At 29.0% G+C, this 17,385-nt stretch carries 22 protein-coding genes and 1 tRNA gene; 5 read left to right on the forward strand and 18 right to left on the reverse strand.

Annotation, left to right across the window (positions count from 1 at the left end; all coding sequences use genetic code 11):
- Nucleotides 1–5 precede the first annotated feature (5 nt).
- The gene (locus L8X36_RS01765; RefSeq protein WP_263682277.1) at nucleotides 6–623 is read left to right on the forward strand and encodes a YggS family pyridoxal phosphate-dependent enzyme; all 618 of its coding nucleotides are present in this window, start codon (nucleotides 6–8) and stop codon (nucleotides 621–623) included.
- Here the strand turns inward: L8X36_RS01765 and murG are convergent.
- The 9 genes from murG to L8X36_RS01810 form a co-directional block, all read right to left on the reverse strand.
- Nucleotides 616–1,647 carry an undecaprenyldiphospho-muramoylpentapeptide beta-N-acetylglucosaminyltransferase gene (gene murG, locus L8X36_RS01770; protein WP_263682278.1) on the reverse strand — a complete coding sequence of 344 codons (1,032 nt, stop codon included), beginning with the start codon at nucleotides 1,645–1,647 and terminating at the stop codon, nucleotides 616–618. The genes L8X36_RS01765 and murG overlap by 8 nt on opposite strands.
- A complete protein-coding gene (gene cysE, locus L8X36_RS01775; protein ID WP_263682279.1) occupies nucleotides 1,644–2,249 on the reverse strand; it encodes a serine O-acetyltransferase in 606 nt (201 codons plus the stop codon). Before cysE ends, murG begins: the two co-directional genes overlap by 4 nt.
- Nucleotides 2,246–4,075, reverse strand: a complete 1,830-nt coding sequence (speA, locus tag L8X36_RS01780) for a biosynthetic arginine decarboxylase (RefSeq protein ID WP_214124750.1) — start codon at nucleotides 4,073–4,075, stop codon at nucleotides 2,246–2,248. The genes cysE and speA overlap by 4 nt, the downstream gene beginning before the upstream one ends.
- The gene (gene hisS, locus L8X36_RS01785; protein ID WP_263682280.1) at nucleotides 4,072–5,298 is read right to left on the reverse strand and encodes a histidine--tRNA ligase; all 1,227 of its coding nucleotides are present in this window, start codon (nucleotides 5,296–5,298) and stop codon (nucleotides 4,072–4,074) included. Before hisS ends, speA begins: the two co-directional genes overlap by 4 nt.
- Nucleotides 5,291–5,875 carry a dTMP kinase gene (gene tmk, locus L8X36_RS01790; RefSeq protein WP_263682281.1) on the reverse strand — a complete coding sequence of 195 codons (585 nt, stop codon included), beginning with the start codon at nucleotides 5,873–5,875 and terminating at the stop codon, nucleotides 5,291–5,293. Before tmk ends, hisS begins: the two co-directional genes overlap by 8 nt.
- Complete coding sequence (coaD, locus tag L8X36_RS01795) at nucleotides 5,866–6,345, reverse strand: pantetheine-phosphate adenylyltransferase (protein ID WP_263682282.1); 480 nt, start codon at nucleotides 6,343–6,345, stop codon at nucleotides 5,866–5,868. The genes tmk and coaD overlap by 10 nt, the downstream gene beginning before the upstream one ends.
- Nucleotides 6,345–6,923, reverse strand: a complete 579-nt coding sequence (locus tag L8X36_RS01800; RefSeq protein ID WP_263680620.1) for a UbiX family flavin prenyltransferase — start codon at nucleotides 6,921–6,923, stop codon at nucleotides 6,345–6,347. The genes coaD and L8X36_RS01800 overlap by 1 nt, the downstream gene beginning before the upstream one ends.
- Nucleotides 6,920–7,588 carry a flagellar basal body P-ring formation chaperone FlgA gene (gene flgA / locus L8X36_RS01805; protein ID WP_087700599.1) on the reverse strand — a complete coding sequence of 223 codons (669 nt, stop codon included), beginning with the start codon at nucleotides 7,586–7,588 and terminating at the stop codon, nucleotides 6,920–6,922. Before flgA ends, L8X36_RS01800 begins: the two co-directional genes overlap by 4 nt.
- A 71-nt stretch (nucleotides 7,589–7,659) precedes the next feature.
- Nucleotides 7,660–7,734: transfer RNA gene (locus tag L8X36_RS01810), tRNA-Gly, on the reverse strand.
- Nucleotides 7,735–7,841: 107 nt separating this feature from the next.
- Here L8X36_RS01810 and L8X36_RS01815 point away from each other — a divergent pair.
- Nucleotides 7,842–8,138: a hypothetical protein gene (locus tag L8X36_RS01815; RefSeq protein WP_087700600.1), complete on the forward strand. Its 297-nt coding sequence runs from the start codon at nucleotides 7,842–7,844 to the stop codon at nucleotides 8,136–8,138.
- 30 nt (nucleotides 8,139–8,168) lie between these two features.
- On the opposite strand, the gene L8X36_RS01820 is transcribed toward L8X36_RS01815, so the two are convergent.
- Together L8X36_RS01820 and murA are read right to left on the reverse strand one after the other, a co-directional pair.
- A complete protein-coding gene (locus tag L8X36_RS01820; RefSeq protein ID WP_263682283.1) occupies nucleotides 8,169–9,329 on the reverse strand; it encodes a molybdopterin molybdotransferase MoeA in 1,161 nt (386 codons plus the stop codon).
- On the reverse strand, nucleotides 9,326–10,582 hold the full coding sequence (gene murA / locus L8X36_RS01825; RefSeq protein ID WP_263682284.1) for a UDP-N-acetylglucosamine 1-carboxyvinyltransferase: 1,257 nt from the start codon (nucleotides 10,580–10,582) through the stop codon (nucleotides 9,326–9,328). Before murA ends, L8X36_RS01820 begins: the two co-directional genes overlap by 4 nt.
- Before the next feature lie 86 nt (nucleotides 10,583–10,668).
- On the opposite strand from murA, the gene L8X36_RS01830 reads away from it, so the two are divergent.
- Nucleotides 10,669–11,526, forward strand: a complete 858-nt coding sequence (locus L8X36_RS01830; RefSeq protein WP_263682285.1) for a DMT family transporter — start codon at nucleotides 10,669–10,671, stop codon at nucleotides 11,524–11,526.
- 2 nt (nucleotides 11,527–11,528) lie between these two features.
- Here the strand turns inward: L8X36_RS01830 and L8X36_RS01835 are convergent, their stop codons facing one another.
- Genes L8X36_RS01835 through L8X36_RS01845 form a run of 3 tightly spaced genes read right to left on the reverse strand, consistent with a single transcriptional unit; the run spans nucleotide 11,529 to nucleotide 13,693 of the window.
- Nucleotides 11,529–11,897 carry a hypothetical protein gene (locus L8X36_RS01835; RefSeq protein WP_257928187.1) on the reverse strand — a complete coding sequence of 123 codons (369 nt, stop codon included), beginning with the start codon at nucleotides 11,895–11,897 and terminating at the stop codon, nucleotides 11,529–11,531.
- Nucleotides 11,898–11,942: 45 nt separating this feature from the next.
- Complete coding sequence (locus L8X36_RS01840; protein ID WP_263682286.1) at nucleotides 11,943–13,010, reverse strand: tyrosine-type recombinase/integrase; 1,068 nt, start codon at nucleotides 13,008–13,010, stop codon at nucleotides 11,943–11,945.
- On the reverse strand, nucleotides 13,010–13,693 hold the full coding sequence (locus L8X36_RS01845; protein WP_263679394.1) for an aspartate/glutamate racemase family protein: 684 nt from the start codon (nucleotides 13,691–13,693) through the stop codon (nucleotides 13,010–13,012). Before L8X36_RS01845 ends, L8X36_RS01840 begins: the two co-directional genes overlap by 1 nt.
- Nucleotides 13,694–13,787: 94 nt before the next feature.
- Between L8X36_RS01845 and L8X36_RS01850 the strand changes: the two genes are divergently transcribed.
- Nucleotides 13,788–13,985: a molybdenum cofactor biosynthesis protein gene (locus L8X36_RS01850; RefSeq protein WP_263679393.1), complete on the forward strand. Its 198-nt coding sequence runs from the start codon at nucleotides 13,788–13,790 to the stop codon at nucleotides 13,983–13,985.
- A gap of 421 nt (nucleotides 13,986–14,406) precedes the next feature.
- On the opposite strand, the gene L8X36_RS01855 is transcribed toward L8X36_RS01850, so the two are convergent.
- The gene (locus L8X36_RS01855) at nucleotides 14,407–14,898 is read right to left on the reverse strand and encodes a SixA phosphatase family protein (protein WP_263682287.1); all 492 of its coding nucleotides are present in this window, start codon (nucleotides 14,896–14,898) and stop codon (nucleotides 14,407–14,409) included.
- Nucleotides 14,895–15,425: a rhomboid family intramembrane serine protease gene (locus tag L8X36_RS01860; protein WP_263682288.1), complete on the reverse strand. Its 531-nt coding sequence runs from the start codon at nucleotides 15,423–15,425 to the stop codon at nucleotides 14,895–14,897. Before L8X36_RS01860 ends, L8X36_RS01855 begins: the two co-directional genes overlap by 4 nt.
- 114 nt (nucleotides 15,426–15,539) lie before the next feature.
- Between L8X36_RS01860 and L8X36_RS01865 the strand changes: the two genes are divergently transcribed.
- Nucleotides 15,540–15,950, forward strand: a complete 411-nt coding sequence (locus L8X36_RS01865) for a PepSY-like domain-containing protein (RefSeq protein ID WP_263663340.1) — start codon at nucleotides 15,540–15,542, stop codon at nucleotides 15,948–15,950.
- A 4-nt stretch (nucleotides 15,951–15,954) separates the two neighbouring features.
- Here L8X36_RS01865 and L8X36_RS01870 read toward each other — a convergent pair whose 3' ends face one another.
- Nucleotides 15,955–16,923, reverse strand: coding sequence for a DUF3298 and DUF4163 domain-containing protein (locus L8X36_RS01870; protein ID WP_263682289.1), 969 nt, complete (start codon nucleotides 16,921–16,923; stop codon nucleotides 15,955–15,957).
- The gene (gene ybeY, locus L8X36_RS01875; RefSeq protein ID WP_257404513.1) at nucleotides 16,924–17,337 is read right to left on the reverse strand and encodes an rRNA maturation RNase YbeY; all 414 of its coding nucleotides are present in this window, start codon (nucleotides 17,335–17,337) and stop codon (nucleotides 16,924–16,926) included.
- Nucleotides 17,338–17,385 lie beyond the last annotated feature (48 nt).

A 17,385-nucleotide genomic window follows, 5' to 3' on the forward strand; every position in this document is an offset into this window, starting at 1 on the left:
AAAAGATGAATTTAGAAAGTATTTTTGAAAAAACCATAAAACAAAATGTACGTTTAGTGGCAGCTAGCAAGTATGTCCAAGATGAACAAATTCGAGAGCTTTTTAAGCAAGGTGTTGTAGAGTTTGGAGAAAATCAAGTCCAAGCTTTAGCTTTAAAAAAAGAAAAACTTCAAGACTTAGAAATCAAGTGGCATTTTATAGGTAATCTTCAAAGTAATAAAATCAATCTTTTAATCAAACAAAACCCATTACTTTGGCAATCTTGCAATGGCTTAAAAATCGCCAAAGCTGTAGATAAAAGACTTGATTATAAATTAGATACTTTATTAGAAATAAATACTGCCAATGAAAGTTCTAAAAGTGGCATAGAGCAAAATAAGGCCATAGAAGAGTATTTGCAAATACAAGAAGAGTGTAAAAATTTAAACCTTATAGGTATTATGTGTATAGGTTCTATGGATGAGGAAAAAGTTCAAGAAAGTTTTGAGCAAACTTTTAAAATCTATGAAAATTTACAAAAACACGGGGCAAAAATTTGCTCTATGGGCATGAGCGGGGATTTTGAACTAGCTATAAAATGTGGCTCAAATATGGTGCGTTTGGGGAGTATTTTATTTAAATAAACCCCATTTGTTTTGCTTTTTCTATCATAAAATCTGCACCATTTTCACTTTTTAACTCTTGTAAGGCTATAGATTTTTCTTCTAGTGAGAAATTTTTTACCAAATTTAAAAATTGATGTTTTTCTTCTTGGGTTAAAATTTCACACAAATTACGCTCTTTTAAATACAAAGCATTGAAATACTGATGATTTTTAGCCGCATATGGATAAGGAATAAAAATACAAGGAAGTAAATTTGCACTAAGCTCAAAAAGACTACTTGCACCTGATCTTGATATGGCTAAATCTGCTTTAGAAATTTTATCTATAATGTTTTTATCAAAGTCAAAAAGCTCTACATTGACATTTAAATCCTCATAAGCTTTTTTACATCTTTCATAATCATTCTTACCACATTGGTGAATGATATTTATGCCTTTTTCTTTAAAGTATAAAGCATTTTCTAAGACAAGATCGTTTATAAATTTAGCCCCTTGAGATCCACCAAGAAAAATAATATTTTTTAATTCTTTTCTCACTCTTGCTTTTTGTGAAAAAATTTCACTAATAGGATAAGGACAAAAGAAAGTATTTGCTTTATTAACTTGATCATCAAAAGCAGTAAAAAAAGCTTTAGAAAAAGGCTTTAAAAGTGAATTTAAACTTCCCATTTTTGAATTTTGCTCATGGATTAAAAGTGGGATATTTGCCATTAAAGCACCAAAAGCGCCTGGAGCACTGCTATATCCACCCACACTAAAAACTACTTTAATATTATGTTCTTTTAAAATTTGTTTTGTTTTTCTTGCAAGTTTTACAATATGCAAAAACGATTGAACCTTAGCCAAGCCTTTTTTATTAACAACGCCTTGAGAACTTAGAAAGTATTTTTTATAAAAACCATCTTCATTTTCAAACCAAAGTCTATCTTGGCCATTTTCACTTCCTATGTAAATACATTCTATGCCTTGTTTTCTTGCACTTTGCAATAAACATCTAGCTATAGCTAAATGTCCTCCTGTGCCTCCACCTGTAATTGCTATCATTTATCCTCTTTATTTAGCTTTTCTTCCAAAATAGCAAGTCTTGCTTCTAATTTAGCGATTTTTTCTTCATAATCAATCTTACCATGTTCTTTAATATAAGCAGGTATGCCAATAGCTGTTAAATTTGACCCAACATCTTTTAATACAACTGCATTTGAGCCTATTTTTGCATTTTTACCTATAGTAATATTGCCTAAAATTTTAGCACCAGAACCTATGATCACGCCATCTTCTATAGTAGGGTGTCTTTTGGTATTTTTATCTAAACTCGTTCCACCTAAAGTAACACCTTGATAAATCAAAACATCATCACCTATAATAGAAGTCTCACCAATCACAACCCCACTTGCATGATCTATAAATATCCTTCTACCTAAATGTGCTCCAGGGTGTAAATCAACTCCAGTAAGAAACTGAGAAATTCCACTAATAATCCTTGCTATTTTTTTAAAACCTTTTTGGTAAAAAAAATGCGCAAAGCGATAATTTACCACAGCCCAAACACCAGGATAATTAAAAACTAATTCCACGCAAGATCTATATGCAGGATCTTTTTGCTTTGGCATAGAAAAATCTTCTTTGATTAGTTTAAAAATATTCATTTAGAACCTATGCTTTTTAAATATCCATTATCATTTAAAAATAAATAAATTTCACCCAAAATATGCTTTTTTTGATTTTCATTAACAAGTTTTGAAGCATAAATTTTTTCATTAATATTATCCATAATTGCATGAATATCATAGTCAAGATCTTCTAAGGTATCTAAAATAGATTGAGCCTCTAGCACGCTTTCTACTTCAAAACCCTTTTCATTAATACTTATACAAGCTTCGGTTGGATGTGTAAAAAGATTATGCTTCATACCAAGCACTTCTTGATAAGCTCCCACTAGGAAAAATCCTAAAAAATAATCTTCAGCTTCTACATCAATATCATGTAAAAACAAAGGATTATCTTTAGAATAAGAAATTTCTCCATCGCTATCACAAGTTATATCCCATATACTTGCGCTTCTTGTAGGTTTTTTATTAAGTCTATCAAGTGGCATGATAGGGAAATTTTGCTCTAAACCCCAAAAATCAGGCAAAGACTGAAATACTGAAAAATTCACTAAATATTTTTCTTGCACTTCATTTTGCAAACTCGATAAATCAGCTTGATCACCCACTAAAGAAATAGCTTTTCTCATAATCAAATGCACTAAAATTTCACTATTAGAGCGATCTTGTAAATCCACATAACCCAAATCAAACAAGGTTAAAATACTCTCCATATGATCAATACTATCATGTAAATACTCAAGCGCATTAGAAGCCTTAATGTTTTTATACAAATCATAAAGTTCATCAATAAGTTTTGGATTTTTATCTTTTAATAAAAGCTTGCTTTCTGTGTATTCTTGAGAAAAAAGCTCTAAAACAGGCGCTACCAAAACAGCATGATTAGCCGCTACAAAACGCCCACTTTCTATAAAAATATCAGGCTCTAAATCTTTTTTTTGTTCTGCTATGCTTTTTAAAATAAATACAACATCGTTTGCATACTCACTTAAGGTGTAATTTCTGCTTGTTTCGTTTTTAAACTGAGAGTATTCTACTGCTAAACCCCCGCCAAGATTAATAGCTTTTAAATTTTTTGCACCCATTTTTCTAAGCTCAGTGTAGATATTACCCGCTTCATTTAAAGCTTTTTTCAAAGGATGAATTTCAGTAATTTGTGAGCCTAAATGAAAATGTATCATAGTAAATTGATCTAAAAGCTTATTAGCTTTTAAAAGATTTACCGCTTCAATAAGCTCAGTAGAAGTTAAACCAAATTTTGAATTTATACCTCCACTTTTTGCCCAAATTCCTACTCCAGCTGAATGCAAACGCACCCTTAAGCCTATATTTGGCTTTGGCTTAAAACGATTTTTAGCAATTTCAATCATTGCTTCAAGCTCATTAAGCCCTTCCATAGTTAAAGTGATATTATGACCCATTTCACACGCTATAAAGCCCATATTTATGAGTTCTTTATCTTTAAAACCATTGACTGTTATAGGAGCGCCTTCATTATTATAAGCCATAGCTAGTAAAAGCTCAGCCTTGCTTCCTGCTTCTAAGCCATAGTTATATTCTTTACCTAGATTAACTAAATTTTTTACAAAACCTGGGTATTGATTGACTTTTAAAGGATACACAGCATTAAAAGAACCTTTATAGTTAAATTCTTTTTTTGCTTTAGAAAATTTTTCATAAATCTGCTCAATTTGCTTATGGATTAAATGAGGAAAACGAAGTAACAATGGCCCCTTATAACCATCATCACGCAAAGTATTTACTATATCTATAATGGCAGGTTTTTTACCATGATTTACACATACTTTGCCATTTTCGATAATAAAATTATTCGCACCCCAAATATTAATACCATAATCAATCATAACTCATTCTCCAAATTTGCTAATTTTATATTTTTATTTTCTTTACTATCTAAATTTTTATAAAAAATCTCTTCTTTTTGCATTTCATCTTCACCTATACACAAAAAGATTTTAGCATTAGCATTATCTGCTTGGTTTAAATGCTTTGCAAGTTTTTTTGCTTCATAGCTTAAATATACCTTATGTTTTTTTCTTAAAGTATTTGCTAATTTAAAAATAGTATCTATATAAGCTTCATCCATAGCACAAAGATAAATTCCTTCTCTAGCTTTTATGCTTTGTTTTTGCTCTAAAATAGCCATAATCCTTTCTATACCCATAGCAAAACCCACGCCATAGCCACTTTTACCATCTAAGTATTCAATCAATCTATCATACCTTCCACCACCTGCCACAGCAGCCTTTGCACCGATTTCATCGCTAACAAACTCAAATGCACTTTTAGAATAATAATCAAGCCCACGCACTAATTTCTCATCACATTCAAACTCAACATCATTTTCTTTTAAAAGTTTTTGTAATTTTTCATAATCTTTCTTACAACATGAGCATAAATTTTCACTTAGTTTTGGTGCATTTTCGATTAAACTTTGACAATGATCATTTTTACAATCAAGCACTCTAATAGGATTTAAGTCTTTTCTTCTTAAGCAATCTTCGCAAAAACCTTCTTTAGAATTTAAAAAAGCTATGAGTTTTTCTTTATATACACCCATACATTCTTTACAGCCTAAAGAATTAATCTTCAAACTTGTGTGAATTTCTAAGCGTTTAAAAATTTCATTTAGCATTAAAATAATACTCGCATCCTCATACACACTTGCTATACCAAAGCTTTCTACACCAAATTGATGAAATTCACGCAATCTTCCTTTTTGTGGTCTTTCATAGCGAAACATAGAGCCATGATAAAACCATCTTTTAACACTTTGAGCCTTATCCATTTTAGCTTCTATGTATGATCTTACCACTCCAGCTGTCCCTTCAGGCCTCAAACACACATCATTGCCTGCTTTATCAACAAATTCATACATTTCTTTGCCAACTATATCAGAGCTTTCCCCAACACTTCTTTTAAAAAGCTTAGTAAGTTCTAAATGCGGACAATTAATAAAAGTAAAACCATAGTTTTTAGCTACTTCTTCGCAAGTTTTTACTACTTTTTCATAAAGAGCAGCTTGATCATCTTGTAAATCTTTCATTCCTTTTAAAGCATTAATCATCTATAAATTCCTTAATCTTTTCATGTAAATTTTCAATGCTTAAAGAAGCATCTAATTTTAAAATTTTTATATCTATCTTAGTTTTTAAAAACTCTAAAGTTTCTTCTAAAGCTTTTTGTATATTTAAAAAATACTCAATCCCTCTTTTTTCAATACTATCTAAATCTTTTTTAGAAAGTCTTTGCTCAATAAGCTCTTTAGAACCATGTAAAAACACAACCTTTTGTGGAAAAAGTCCACCTGTGGCAAAAGAATTTAACTCAAATAAAATATTTTGATCAAAATCACATCTTGCATAAGCCATATTAGAAATAAAACTACGATCTGAAATGATAAATTTGTTTTTATTTTGCGCTAAATGCATGTCGATTAAATTTGCTCTATCTGCTAAAAAAAGCAAAAGCTCAGCCTTTTTAGAAAATTGCATTTTACTTTCTAATAAAATTTTTCTCAAATGCACTCCAAGCTCACTTCCACCTGGTTCTTTAGTAAAAAATGCATTATGAAAATATTTTTTTAAAAGCTCTATTTGCGTGCTTTTACCCACACAATCAACCCCTTCAAAAGCTATATACAATCTCTCTCCTTTAATAAAGGTATAATTTCTTTTGGTACAAGCTTACTCACATCGCCATTATGCGCACAAATTGATCTTACTATAGAGCTTGAAATAAAAGAATTTTTTAAATTTGGCATAAGATATATAGTTTCAAAATCTTCCCAAAGCATGTGATTTGCATAACCAAGTTGTAATTCATACTCAAAATCACTCACCGCTCTTAAGCCTCTTATAATGATATTTATTTGCAAATTTTTAGCAAGATCTACTAGTAAGTTATCAAAAGTTGTAATTTTAACATTTTTTAAGTCTTTTGTAGCAATTTTTACCATTTTTTCTCTATGCTCTAAGCTAAACATAGGCTTTTTACTCTCACTTTTAGCTATGGCAACAACTACTTCTTCAAACATCTTGCTAGCTCGAACGATCACATCTAAATGTCCATTAGTGATAGGATCAAATGTCCCTGGGTATATACAACTAGCCATTATTGCCACCTTTGATATAAATTATGCTCAATATTTGCTAGATCAAGCCATTTTCCTATGATAAATTCATATAACTTTTCTAAATTATCAACCTTAGCATAACTTGCTATTACAGGAGGAGCAATGATAACTCCATAGCTAGAAAGTTTAGCCATTTGTTCTAAATTTAAAGTAGAGTAGGGCATTTCCCTTACCCCAAGTACGAGTTTTTTGCGTTCTTTTAAAGCCACTCCTGCAGCTCTTGTAAGTAAAGTATCATTTATACCACAAGCAATTTTTGCCAAAGTATTAATCGAGCAAGGCGTGATAAAAGTCGTTTCTATACCAAAAGATCCACTTGCAACGCATTGACTAATATCTTCATTATCTAAAAAATTTACATGTTCAAGTTCAAATTTATCTTTTATGTATTGCAAAAAGTCTATATTTTCTAAAAGAGAATTTTCTTTTGTAAAGCTTATTTTTGCATTTTTACTTATAATGGCATAAATTTGCCCTTTTTCTTTTAAATGTTTTAACAATAAAAAGCCAAGTTCACAAGAACTAGCCCCGCTAATACCTACTAAAATTTTTTTCATTTTAGCTCCACATAATTTTTACTAATAACTTTACCATGCACGACTTTTCCATCTTTGTTTTTAAGGCGAATTCTTTGGTTTAAATTCCCACTTTGCAAGGCTTTTAATTCTATTATCATGCTTAAATCCCCATCTTTGATAACCCCGTAAACAGAATCATTTCTTTGTATAAGGGTTTTGGTTTTAAACATATTATATTTTAAAATCATATTTTCTCTTATATTACTTTTGGCTATTAAATTTGCGATTTCATCTTTTTTTAATACACCTTGGGGAGCTTTATCAAAAGGAATTTTTAAAATTTTAAAACTAGCAGGACTTAAATTTTCATTACGCGCAATAGGGCGCGTGGTTTGTAAAACTTCCAATTTTGCCTTTAAAAAATACTTAAAAAATATATTTTTTTTAAACTGCTCTGGAGTTTTAAATTCAGCCTTTACAAAACCATCTGCTCTATCAAAATTATGATTACCCAACTTTAAAAAAATGTATTGATTAAAATCAGCAGGCAAACTTGATTGAGTATTAAGATCTAAAGAAATGATTTCTAGTTGCGGATAATTTGTCTTAAATTCTTTAATCAAAGCTAATTTTACTTCATCAAAATTCGAAGCAAAGCTTAAAGTATAGAAAAATAAAACTAGAATGATTTGCTTAAAAAACAATACAGTAACCTTTTATAAAAATATATTAATCGTATAATACATTAAAAAAGTTTGATTTTAGTTAAAAGAAGTGGAGCGGGAAACGAGATTCGAACTCGCGACCCCAACCTTGGCAAGGTTGTGCTCTACCCCTGAGCTATTCCCGCATTTTGAAAGTAGAGTGTGATTTTATCAAAACTTTATTTTATTGTCAAGTTTTTAAAATTAAGGAATGTTTTTTGCTTGTGATTATTAAATTTTAAAAGGAGCGCTCATGCAAGTAAATGATAAAAATAGTCCGCTAGCCCTAAATAATATGACAAAAATCAAAGAAAAAAACACATCTTCAGATGAATTTCAAGCTACGCTTAATGCACTTAAAGACAAAGAAGAAAAAGAGTATAAAAAAGATAGCAACAATGCTTTTAGTAATACAGATTTAAATATAGGTTCGATTTCTAAAGATTATAGCGTATATGCTTGGGAGAAATTACGCCAAAGCAAATACCAAAAAAATGAAGAAAATATCTTAAATAATCTTTTTAAAACCTTAGATAAAGCAAGAAATTAATCATTCAAAATAGGGTAGTGTAATACCCTATTAAATTTTTAAAACTTTAACTTCTTGATCTTTTGCTAATTTTGTGTCATCTATTTGCGTGATTAAAATATGCGTGTTTTCACATAAAGGTTTTAGCATACCTGAGCCAAATTTAGCTTCACTTGGTTTAAAATACCCATCGACTAATTTTCCAAAAGCAAAATCATTTCTTTGACCTTTAAAATTTAAATCTTTAGTCAATCTTGCTTTATCAAATTCCAAAAGTTCTTTACCATAAAGTAAATTGAGTATATTTTTTGCAAAAATATGTGTTGAAACTAAAGAGGCCAAAGGATTTCCTGGTAGGGCTAGAAAAAGCATATCGCTTTTGCTAAAAAGTTTTACATGCTTGCAAAGTTTAGCATTTACTTTTTCAAAAATAGGGCTAAAATCACACTCAAGCAAAGCTTGTTTGATAAAATCAGCCTCACCCACGCTAGCTCCACCACTGCTTATAAGCATATCAAATTCTTTATTTTCTAAAAGCTTTTTATATGCATTTAAATCATCTTTTATAAGTCCTAAATACTCAACATCAGCATAATCTTGCAAAATAGCATAAATTCCAAAAGCATTTGCATTATATATGCTATATTCATCAGCATTTTCCCAAGGTTCTACAAGCTCATCTCCACTTGAAAAAATCCCAATACGCATTTTTTTAACGACTTTTAGCTCATAAATTCCTTGAGCAGCAAGCATAGCTACCATACCTGAGGTGATTTTTTGCCCCTTTTTAAACAAAAGCTCTCCAAGCTTTGCTTCCTCGCCTTTAAAACGGATGGCATTGTTTTCTTTAGCATTTTTAGCATTGAGCTTTTCATCTTCAAACAAAGCTTCTTCAAACATTAAAATGGTATTTGCATTTTGAGGAATTTTAGCTCCTGTCATGATTTTATAACATTCATTTTTTTCTATAATATAATCATTTTTATCGCCTGCTAAAATGCTTCCTTTTATTTCTAGCAATTCATTCTTATGTGTATAATTTAGCGCATAGCCATCTAGGGCAGAATTATCAAAAGCGGGTAGGTTTTTTTTCACAAAAACATCTTCATATAAAATACACCCCAAAGCTTGTGTTAAATTTACTTTTTGAAATTCATTTTTTGCTTTAATTTGTTCTTTTAAAAAATTTAAAGTTGCAAAAATATCTCTCATTCTTCAAGCCTTCTTATACTTGCACCTAGTTTTTTAAATTTTTCTTCTAAATTTTCATATCCTCTATCAAGATGATAAATTCTATGAATTTTGCTTGTGCCTTTAGCTGCTAAAGCTGCTAAAATCAAAGCAGAAGACGCACGCAAATCAGTAGCCATAACATCAGCTCCCAAAAGCTCTTTAGTGCCATTTATAGTAGCAATATGCCCGTTTAATCTTATATCAGCTCCCATTCTTAAAAGCTCACTTACATGCATAAAACGATTTTCAAATAATCTCTCATCAATAATACTTGTACCATTCGCTTTTAGAGCTAAAGCCATAAATTGTGCTTGCATATCCGTTGGAAAACCTGGATATTCGCTAGTTAAAATTTCAACCGGTTTGATTTCATTAGCAGGATTTATACTAATACTATCTTCATTAATATCAAAGCTAAAACCCATTTGCTCTAGCTTTGCCAAAACTGCGCTAAGATGGCTTGCATTGACTTTTTTTAGAGTGATTTTTGAGTTAGTGATAGCTCCTGCACACAAATAAGTTCCTGCTTCAATACGATCAGGAATGATTTCAAAAGGTTTAAATTCTAAAAGTTCTCCACTTGTGCCATAAATTTCAAGCTCAGAAGATCCTATGCCCTGTATATCAAGCCCAGCCCTAGCTAAAACCTCACAAAGTTGTACCACTTCAGGCTCTTTAGCAACATTTAAAAGTCTAGTTTTGCCATGAGCTAGAGCTGCTGCCATGATGATATTTTCACTACCTGTAACAGTGATTTTATCAAACATTACATCAGCACCCTTAAGCTTTCCGCTAGCTACCACATAACCTTGCTTGATCTCAATATTAGCTCCCATTTTTTCTAAAGCTAAAAGGTGTAAATCAATAGGGCGTTGGCCTATAGCACAACCTCCTGGTAAAGAAACTTCGCAATTTCCAAATCTAGCTAGTAAAGGCCCTAAGGTAAGTATAGAAGCACGCATTTTACGCACGATGTCATATTTTGCTATGGTTTTATTTAAATGCTTTGTATTTATTTTTGCAAAATTATCTTTAAAAGTATAGTTTGCTCCTAAATTTTCAAGCAAAGAAAGTAGGGTGCAAATATCTGCTACATTTGGTAAATTTGAAATTTGAACTTCATTTTTAGCTAAAATACTTGAAGCTATCAAAGGGAGTGCAGCATTTTTTGCACCGCTTATTATCACTTCTCCGTTTAATTTTTCAACACCATCAATCTCTAAATAAGTCATTAATTTTCCTTAAAATACATACATTTAATGATATAATAATATTTTACTACAAATATTATATAAATTAATAAGATTAAAGGTATTTTTTGGGAGTTTTTCTAGTCATACTTGGTGGGATATTTTGGGCTGTAAGTGGAGTTTTGGCTGAGTATTTGTTTAAAAATCATTATTCTGCTGAATGGGTGAGTTTTTATCGTTTGCTTTTTACAGGCATTATTTTAATAATTTTGGGTGCAAAAAATTTCAAATTAAAACTACTAAAGCAAAAACAAGAACTTAGCTCTCTTTTGATTTTTTCTATCTTTGGTTTATTGATAACTCAATATGGTTATTTTAAAGCCATTTATTATACCGATGCAGGAACTGCCACGATGATACAATACAACGCACCATTAATCATAATGCTTTTTATGTGTTTTAAAAATAAAATTTTACCTAAAAAAATAGAGCTAATCGCTTTACTTTTAATACTTTTTGCCTTATTTTTACTTATAACAAATGGAGATATTAACAACTTAAAACTTGATATAAGAGGTGTTATTTGGGCTTTTTTTGGAGCTCTTGGAGTGGCATTTTATTCTTTGAGTGCTAGACTTATCATAGCAAAATATGGCTTATTTTTAATCATGGGTTTGGCTAGTTTATTTGCTTCTTTTTTGCTTTTTGTATTATTACAAGGAAATATCCCAAAACATGATTTTTCTTTAAATTCCTTTTTGGCTATGAGCGCGATTGTATTTATAGGCACAATAGGGGCTTTTTGTTTATACTTAAAAGGAGTTGAATTAATAGGAGCTTTTAAAGCTAGTATGATAGCTTGTATAGAACCTGTGGCTGCTGCTTTTATGAGTTTTTTATTTTTAGGAACTATTTATAGTGTGATTGATCTTTTTGCTTTTGCCTTAATCATTCTTAGTGTGTTTTTAAATGCTAAAAAACATTAAAATCATTGCATACTTTGCATAGCTTGAGAAAGTATTTGCATGATTTGGCCATATATACTTTGCATTTGTGCATTTAAACTTTGAATTTGAGAATTAATCATTTGAGCTTTTTGCGGATCTTGACTTGATTGTAATTTTGCATTTAATTCTGCAATTTTAGCTTGTATCTTAGCTAACTCGCTATAAAGCTTGCTTAATTGATCTTCAGATTCACTGTTATTTTGATTATCTTTAACACTTTTTTCAAGCTCTTTCACACCTTGTGTAAACTTAAATTCTATAAAATTCTTATTTTCTTTGCTTTCTTTTTCTTCTTTTTGAGTGTTTAAAATATAAGGATTAATTTTACTAGCATAATCATTTATTTGCATGATATATCCTTTCTTTAAGGATATATCGGATTTTTTTATAAAAATTTAAGTTCTATCGTGAAGTTTTTTTGCTACTTCTGCAGCTAATTTTAGTTTTTCATTGTCAAAGTGTGTGTAAATTCTTGAAGTATTTAAACTTGCATGGCCTAGTGCTTCTTGGACTAAAACTAAATCTTTTTGTTTTTTATAAAGTAGGGTAGCAAAAGTGTGTCTTAGCATATGAGCTCCGTTTTTTTGCTTGCGAATTCCTGCTTTAAATAAAATTTGTTCTACTATACGCGAAACATAAGCTTGGGTTAAGGCTTTACCATTGCAATTGACAAATAAAAGTCCATCACAAGAAAGATAATTTACCTTTACATCTTTTAAAAGATGTTCTATAAGCTCTTTTTTAATCATCACAACGCGGTATTTATTGCCTTTAGCTCTAATACGTATGATATAAAGATCATTTTCTTCGCTAATGTCTTTTAATTTTATATTAATAGCCTCGCTAACCCTAATTCCTGTAAAAATGATGATTTTAATAATCAAACGATTGCGTATAGTGTTGCTTTTAAAATCTGTATTATCAATAGCATCTAAAAATTTACTCACTTCATCTTCGTTCATATATTCAGGCAGTTTAACTCCTTTAGAACCACTTATACCCGCCCAATTTTTAAGGTTGATATCAAAAATATGTGCTTTTTGATCTTCTTCGTTTTGTTTATCTAAAAATGCAAAAAAATTAATCACAGCTATACGATAATTTTTCTTACTCGCATCAGATAAAGAAGCACTAATACTTGCTAAAATTTCCACTAAAAGCTCTTCATCGATTTGTTTAAGTGAATAAAGCTTGTAAAATAACAAATACTCATAAAGTTTTTTCAAAGGATTAAAATACGTATTTACACCGCTAAGTCCTGCATTTCTTGCTTTTTTTACATAAGCATCAAGTTCTTGTATATTTTTAACACCCTTGCTTAAGGCTAAATTTACTACAGCCAAAGCTTGAGGGTCTTTTAATTCCTTATTTGATAAAGAATTAAGCTTAAATTTCACATATCTACAAAGCCAAAATAAAAAGGACTTTTCAAAATTTTCTTCACAATCTAGAGGATATTTCATCACTCATTCTCCAAGGCTTTCAAAGTAGCCATTTTTGCATGAATATATGCGCTATCAAATAGCTTTTTAGAGCTTTCTTTTACAATTAAACCAAGTTCAGTACAACCCAAAATTACTCCTTGAACCTCCGGAAATTGAGCAATCAAATCATCTAGATATTTTTTTGAGTCTTTATTTATAATACCTTTGCAAAGCTCATTAAAAATAATATCATTAAGCTTTAAAATATCATCATTTTTGGGAATAAAAACTTCGATCTTTGAGTTAATTAAAAGTTGTTTATAAAAATCTTCTTGCATAGTGTATTTTGTCCCTAACAATAATACTTTATTTATATTTTGCTCTTGAAGCTCTAAAAGCATAGCTTTAGCTATATGTAAGATAGGAATTTGAATATTTTTTTGTATATTTTCATAACATTTATGCATAGTATTAGTACAAATTAATATAAAATCAACTCCGCATTTTTGCAAAAGTAGGGCATGTTGGGTTAAAATTTCACTTGCTTTTTGCCAATCATTCTTGCGTTGACATTCTTCTATTTCTTCAAAATCAACGCTAGTTAAAACTATCTTAGCACTGTGTAATTTTCCCAATTTTTCATTTGTTAATTTATTGATTATTTCATAATAGCTAAGTGTGCTTTCATAACTCATTCCACCTATTAAACCTATGGTTTTCAAACTTTTTTCCTTTAAAAATTAATATAAAAATTATAAAAAAATCTTACTTAAAAAATATCAAGCTATAATTATAAAAACAAAATAGGGTGATAATATGTTTTTTAAGAAAAAAACCGCGCAAAAGCAAGCAAACCAAAGCAATACCTCAAAACAAAATAATACTTCAAATGACTTTGCACAAGAAAAAAGACTTTATGAATTTAGAGAAAATATGAAAAAACTTAGCAAAGATGAAAATAGTGCTAAACTTTTAGCAAGACAACTTTCAAGATTAATCCAAAAATCCAAATAAAACCAAAAATTCCATACAAGCTAAACTTTTATATTTATTTTCCTTTTTACTCATCATTTTAGCTTTTTTAGTCTATAAAAATATTTTAACTTAAACTTAATATATATGTAAAATTATATGATAAATAGTAAAATCTTGAAATTATATATATTTTGTATTGAAAACTATAATTTTCAAACTTTTATATTTATCTACACTTTCATAAGTAAAATATATTTTAAAATACCTATATTATAGTATCTTAAAGCATTTTAATTTTTGAGTGAACATAACTTATCCATAAAAAAATAAGTATAATTTTTTGAAAAATATTATAAGTTATTTTATGTAGCTATGAAAGACTAAAGATGTATATTTTTTATTTCAACTAAATTTTAGTTTGTATTTTTACTTAAATAAAATTGAAGTTTAAAAATGTAGATTAGTGATTTTCTTGACTTTTAGGATAATCAAAAAACACAACTTCTCCGCTATGTTCTTTTATATCTTTAAATTCTTTTATATCAAATTGCATACATAAAATAGCAGAAGTTGGAAAGTTTTCTAAATCTATATGAGCTAAATATTCACAAAGTTCTTGCAATAAAGGATTGTGCATAATTAGCACTACCCTACTCTCTTTTAATTCTTTTATAAAATTTAATACATCTTCTAAATTACCATCATAAAAGTTTTTTTCTATCTTGATATCTTTTTCTTTTAAAGAAAAGCTTTTGCAGAGTTTTTGCGCTGTTTTTATACAACGCCTAGCAGGACTTGAAATGATACTTTGGGCTTTAAATTCTAAATCTTTAATCCTATAAATCATAGTTTTTAGATCATCTTTTCCACTAGAACTAAGCTCTCGTTGTAAATCTTGTTCATAATTTTCTTTTTGAGCCTTAGCATGACGGATAAAATAGATATATTTCATTTTATAACCTTAAATTTACCCAAAAGATATCCGCATATAAAGCCAAAAATATGTGCATACCAAGCTATATTTACACCCATAAAAATAGGTATAAAACTCATTAATAATATAGCTACGATAAGTCCTTTAGTGGCGGTTTTATCCAAATATGCATAATATCCCATTAAAACACATATAGCACCACTTGCACCCACTACATTTACAAAACTACCATCAAAACTTAAATACACATAAAAAACACTAAGCAAAGAGCAAAGAATTCCGCCAATTAAATAAAGCAAAGCAAATTTAAAGCTTTTTAAGTATTTTTCCAGCATAGAGCCAAATTGAAAAAGCACTATCATATTTAAAATCAAATGAGGCCAATTTCCATGCATAAACATTGAGCTTAGAATTTGCCAGTAAAATCCTTGAAAGAAAAATAAATTTAAACCTAAAATAGCATCTAAATTTAAGGTTCCAAAATAAAGATAATTCACAAAGACAAATATCACAACATTTAAAGCAATTAGAAAAGAAGCTATCATTACCCTACTTTGTATTTTTAATAATTATAACAAAAAGCTATTTAAATTCTAGCTTACACATAAAATTCACACTAATAAGATACAATATCGTCAAAAAATAAAATAAGGTTAAAAATGAAAAAACTAGCTTTTGCTTTTTTGATCACTCTAAATACCCTTAATGCAGGTATAGTTATAGCACCTGATTCTTTACCGGTAAATATCAAACAATTTATCAAAGATTATTTTAATGCAGAAATAGGCCTAGTAGAACAAGATGGTTATTCTTATGAGATTTATTTAAGTGATGGAAGTGAGATTGAGTTTTCGCTTAATGGAGAATTTAAAGAGGCTGAAAATTTCAGCTCGTTAAATTATGCGATTTTACCTTTAACAATACAAAATACCATCAAAAATATCTACCCTAATACAGCAATCATAGAAATAGAAAGAAAAATTTCTTATTATAAAATCAAACTAAACAATCAAATGAAGCTTTACATAGACGATAATGGAACAATTTTAAGACAAAAATTTGATGATTAAATGCTTATTTGATTTTACTCAAATAAGCAAGTTTTGAATTTTTCTTCCAAAAAGGTTTTAATTCATCAAAATTTATAAAAACTTCAACTGCTCCTGTTGAATATGGAGCTATCTCATAAGGTTCCCATATAAAATTTAATCCATCTTTTCTTACTTCAAAAATTTCACTCATTTTAAGTTCTTTAATATCAAATAATTCATTTTCACTGTATAAACTTAAAATCTTTTGCTTAATCATATTCTGAAAATCTTCACTTTCTATTTTTAACTCATTTTTTATATTTATAAGTTTCATATCATCAATACTATAAGTTTTTCTTAAAAAATTAGTCATACCATGAGCACCACCTTTATATTCATAAATATTTTTTCCTAAAGAGATAATATGCTCATCTTGGTAAAACATATAAGCTTGAGAAAAAAACTCATTATTAGAAATGTTTTCTTTACTCCATTTTTCAAAGCTTTCTTTTGCTTTTTGTTTTAATGAATTTTTATCTAAATTCTCATTAAAGTCATCAATAATTTTATTTAATTTTTCATTTTTACTTGTTGATTTTAAAATATCTTCACTAAAGTCAAATTCTATAGTTTTATTGACATCTAGTTGTTTTTGTTCTTTAAGTGATAGCTGATTAATCATCGTATTTGTCTTGCTGGCTAAAAAACTAAATTCTTTTTTTACTTCATCTATTTTGCATAAAGCATCAAATTTATTTTTATGCATATCTTTTAAAACGCAAGTTCCAAAATCTGCTATATCTATATAATATTCATCATTCTTAGCACTACCCCAAAAACTGTATTGTTTTTGTTTTGTTTGGACAAAACCATAACTAGTGTTACTTTTAATGGAACTATATAAGTAAATATCAAATTCCTTTCCTTCTAAAATATTTAATGTAAATGTATTTTCATTATATGCATATAAACTCGCACATAAACCTAAATTTAATATTATTTTTTTAATCATTCAATCCCCTTCTTGTGTTCTTATAATTAAACTTTTTGGTAGTTTAAAATACTCAATCCATTCTTGTTCTTTTTGTCTCATTTGTCCTTGATCTACCTCATGATCATAACCTTGCAAATGAAGCATAGCATGTATAAAAAGCAATGCCATCTCTTCTTCATTGCTGTGTTTATATTCCATTGCTTTTTTACTTACTTCATCTAAATTTATCACAATACTACCAAGCAAATTTTCACAATTTTGCACTAAAGGAAAAGACAAAACATCTGTAGTTTTATCTACTCCTCTTTGGTTAAGATTAATTTCATGCATAGTTTTTTCATCTACCAAAACAAGTTCTATATTTTGATCACTCATTTTTTGAGCAATTTTTTCAAGAAAAGAAATATCCATTTCTTCTTCGCAAAAAATCATTATTATCCTTTTGATTTTATAATTTCAAATTATATCAAAATTAAGGAA

Origin of the sequence: Campylobacter sp. CNRCH_2014_0184h, assembly GCF_025772985.1 — a bacterium.
In the GTDB taxonomy this organism is placed as follows: domain Bacteria; phylum Campylobacterota; class Campylobacteria; order Campylobacterales; family Campylobacteraceae; genus Campylobacter_D.

Coding starts and splice junctions, on each gene's coding strand:
- L8X36_RS01765 (WP_263682277.1), top strand. CDS start 6: ATGAATTTAGAAAGTATTTTTGAAAAAACCATAAAACAAAATGTACGT.
- murG (WP_263682278.1), bottom strand. CDS start 1,647: ATGATAGCAATTACAGGTGGAGGCACAGGAGGACATTTAGCTATAGCT.
- cysE (WP_263682279.1), bottom strand. CDS start 2,249: ATGAATATTTTTAAACTAATCAAAGAAGATTTTTCTATGCCAAAGCAA.
- speA (WP_214124750.1), bottom strand. CDS start 4,075: ATGATTGATTATGGTATTAATATTTGGGGTGCGAATAATTTTATTATC.
- hisS (WP_263682280.1), bottom strand. CDS start 5,298: ATGATTAATGCTTTAAAAGGAATGAAAGATTTACAAGATGATCAAGCT.
- coaD (WP_263682282.1), bottom strand. CDS start 6,345: ATGGCTAGTTGTATATACCCAGGGACATTTGATCCTATCACTAATGGA.
- L8X36_RS01800 (WP_263680620.1), bottom strand. CDS start 6,923: ATGAAAAAAATTTTAGTAGGTATTAGCGGGGCTAGTTCTTGTGAACTT.
- L8X36_RS01815 (WP_087700600.1), top strand. CDS start 7,842: ATGCAAGTAAATGATAAAAATAGTCCGCTAGCCCTAAATAATATGACA.
- L8X36_RS01820 (WP_263682283.1), bottom strand. CDS start 9,329: ATGAGAGATATTTTTGCAACTTTAAATTTTTTAAAAGAACAAATTAAA.
- murA (WP_263682284.1), bottom strand. CDS start 10,582: ATGACTTATTTAGAGATTGATGGTGTTGAAAAATTAAACGGAGAAGTG.
- L8X36_RS01835 (WP_257928187.1), bottom strand. CDS start 11,897: ATGCAAATAAATGATTATGCTAGTAAAATTAATCCTTATATTTTAAAC.
- L8X36_RS01840 (WP_263682286.1), bottom strand. CDS start 13,010: ATGAAATATCCTCTAGATTGTGAAGAAAATTTTGAAAAGTCCTTTTTA.
- L8X36_RS01850 (WP_263679393.1), top strand. CDS start 13,788: ATGTTTTTTAAGAAAAAAACCGCGCAAAAGCAAGCAAACCAAAGCAAT.
- L8X36_RS01855 (WP_263682287.1), bottom strand. CDS start 14,898: ATGAAATATATCTATTTTATCCGTCATGCTAAGGCTCAAAAAGAAAAT.
- L8X36_RS01860 (WP_263682288.1), bottom strand. CDS start 15,425: ATGATAGCTTCTTTTCTAATTGCTTTAAATGTTGTGATATTTGTCTTT.
- L8X36_RS01865 (WP_263663340.1), top strand. CDS start 15,540: ATGAAAAAACTAGCTTTTGCTTTTTTGATCACTCTAAATACCCTTAAT.
- L8X36_RS01870 (WP_263682289.1), bottom strand. CDS start 16,923: ATGATTAAAAAAATAATATTAAATTTAGGTTTATGTGCGAGTTTATAT.
- ybeY (WP_257404513.1), bottom strand. CDS start 17,337: ATGATTTTTTGCGAAGAAGAAATGGATATTTCTTTTCTTGAAAAAATT.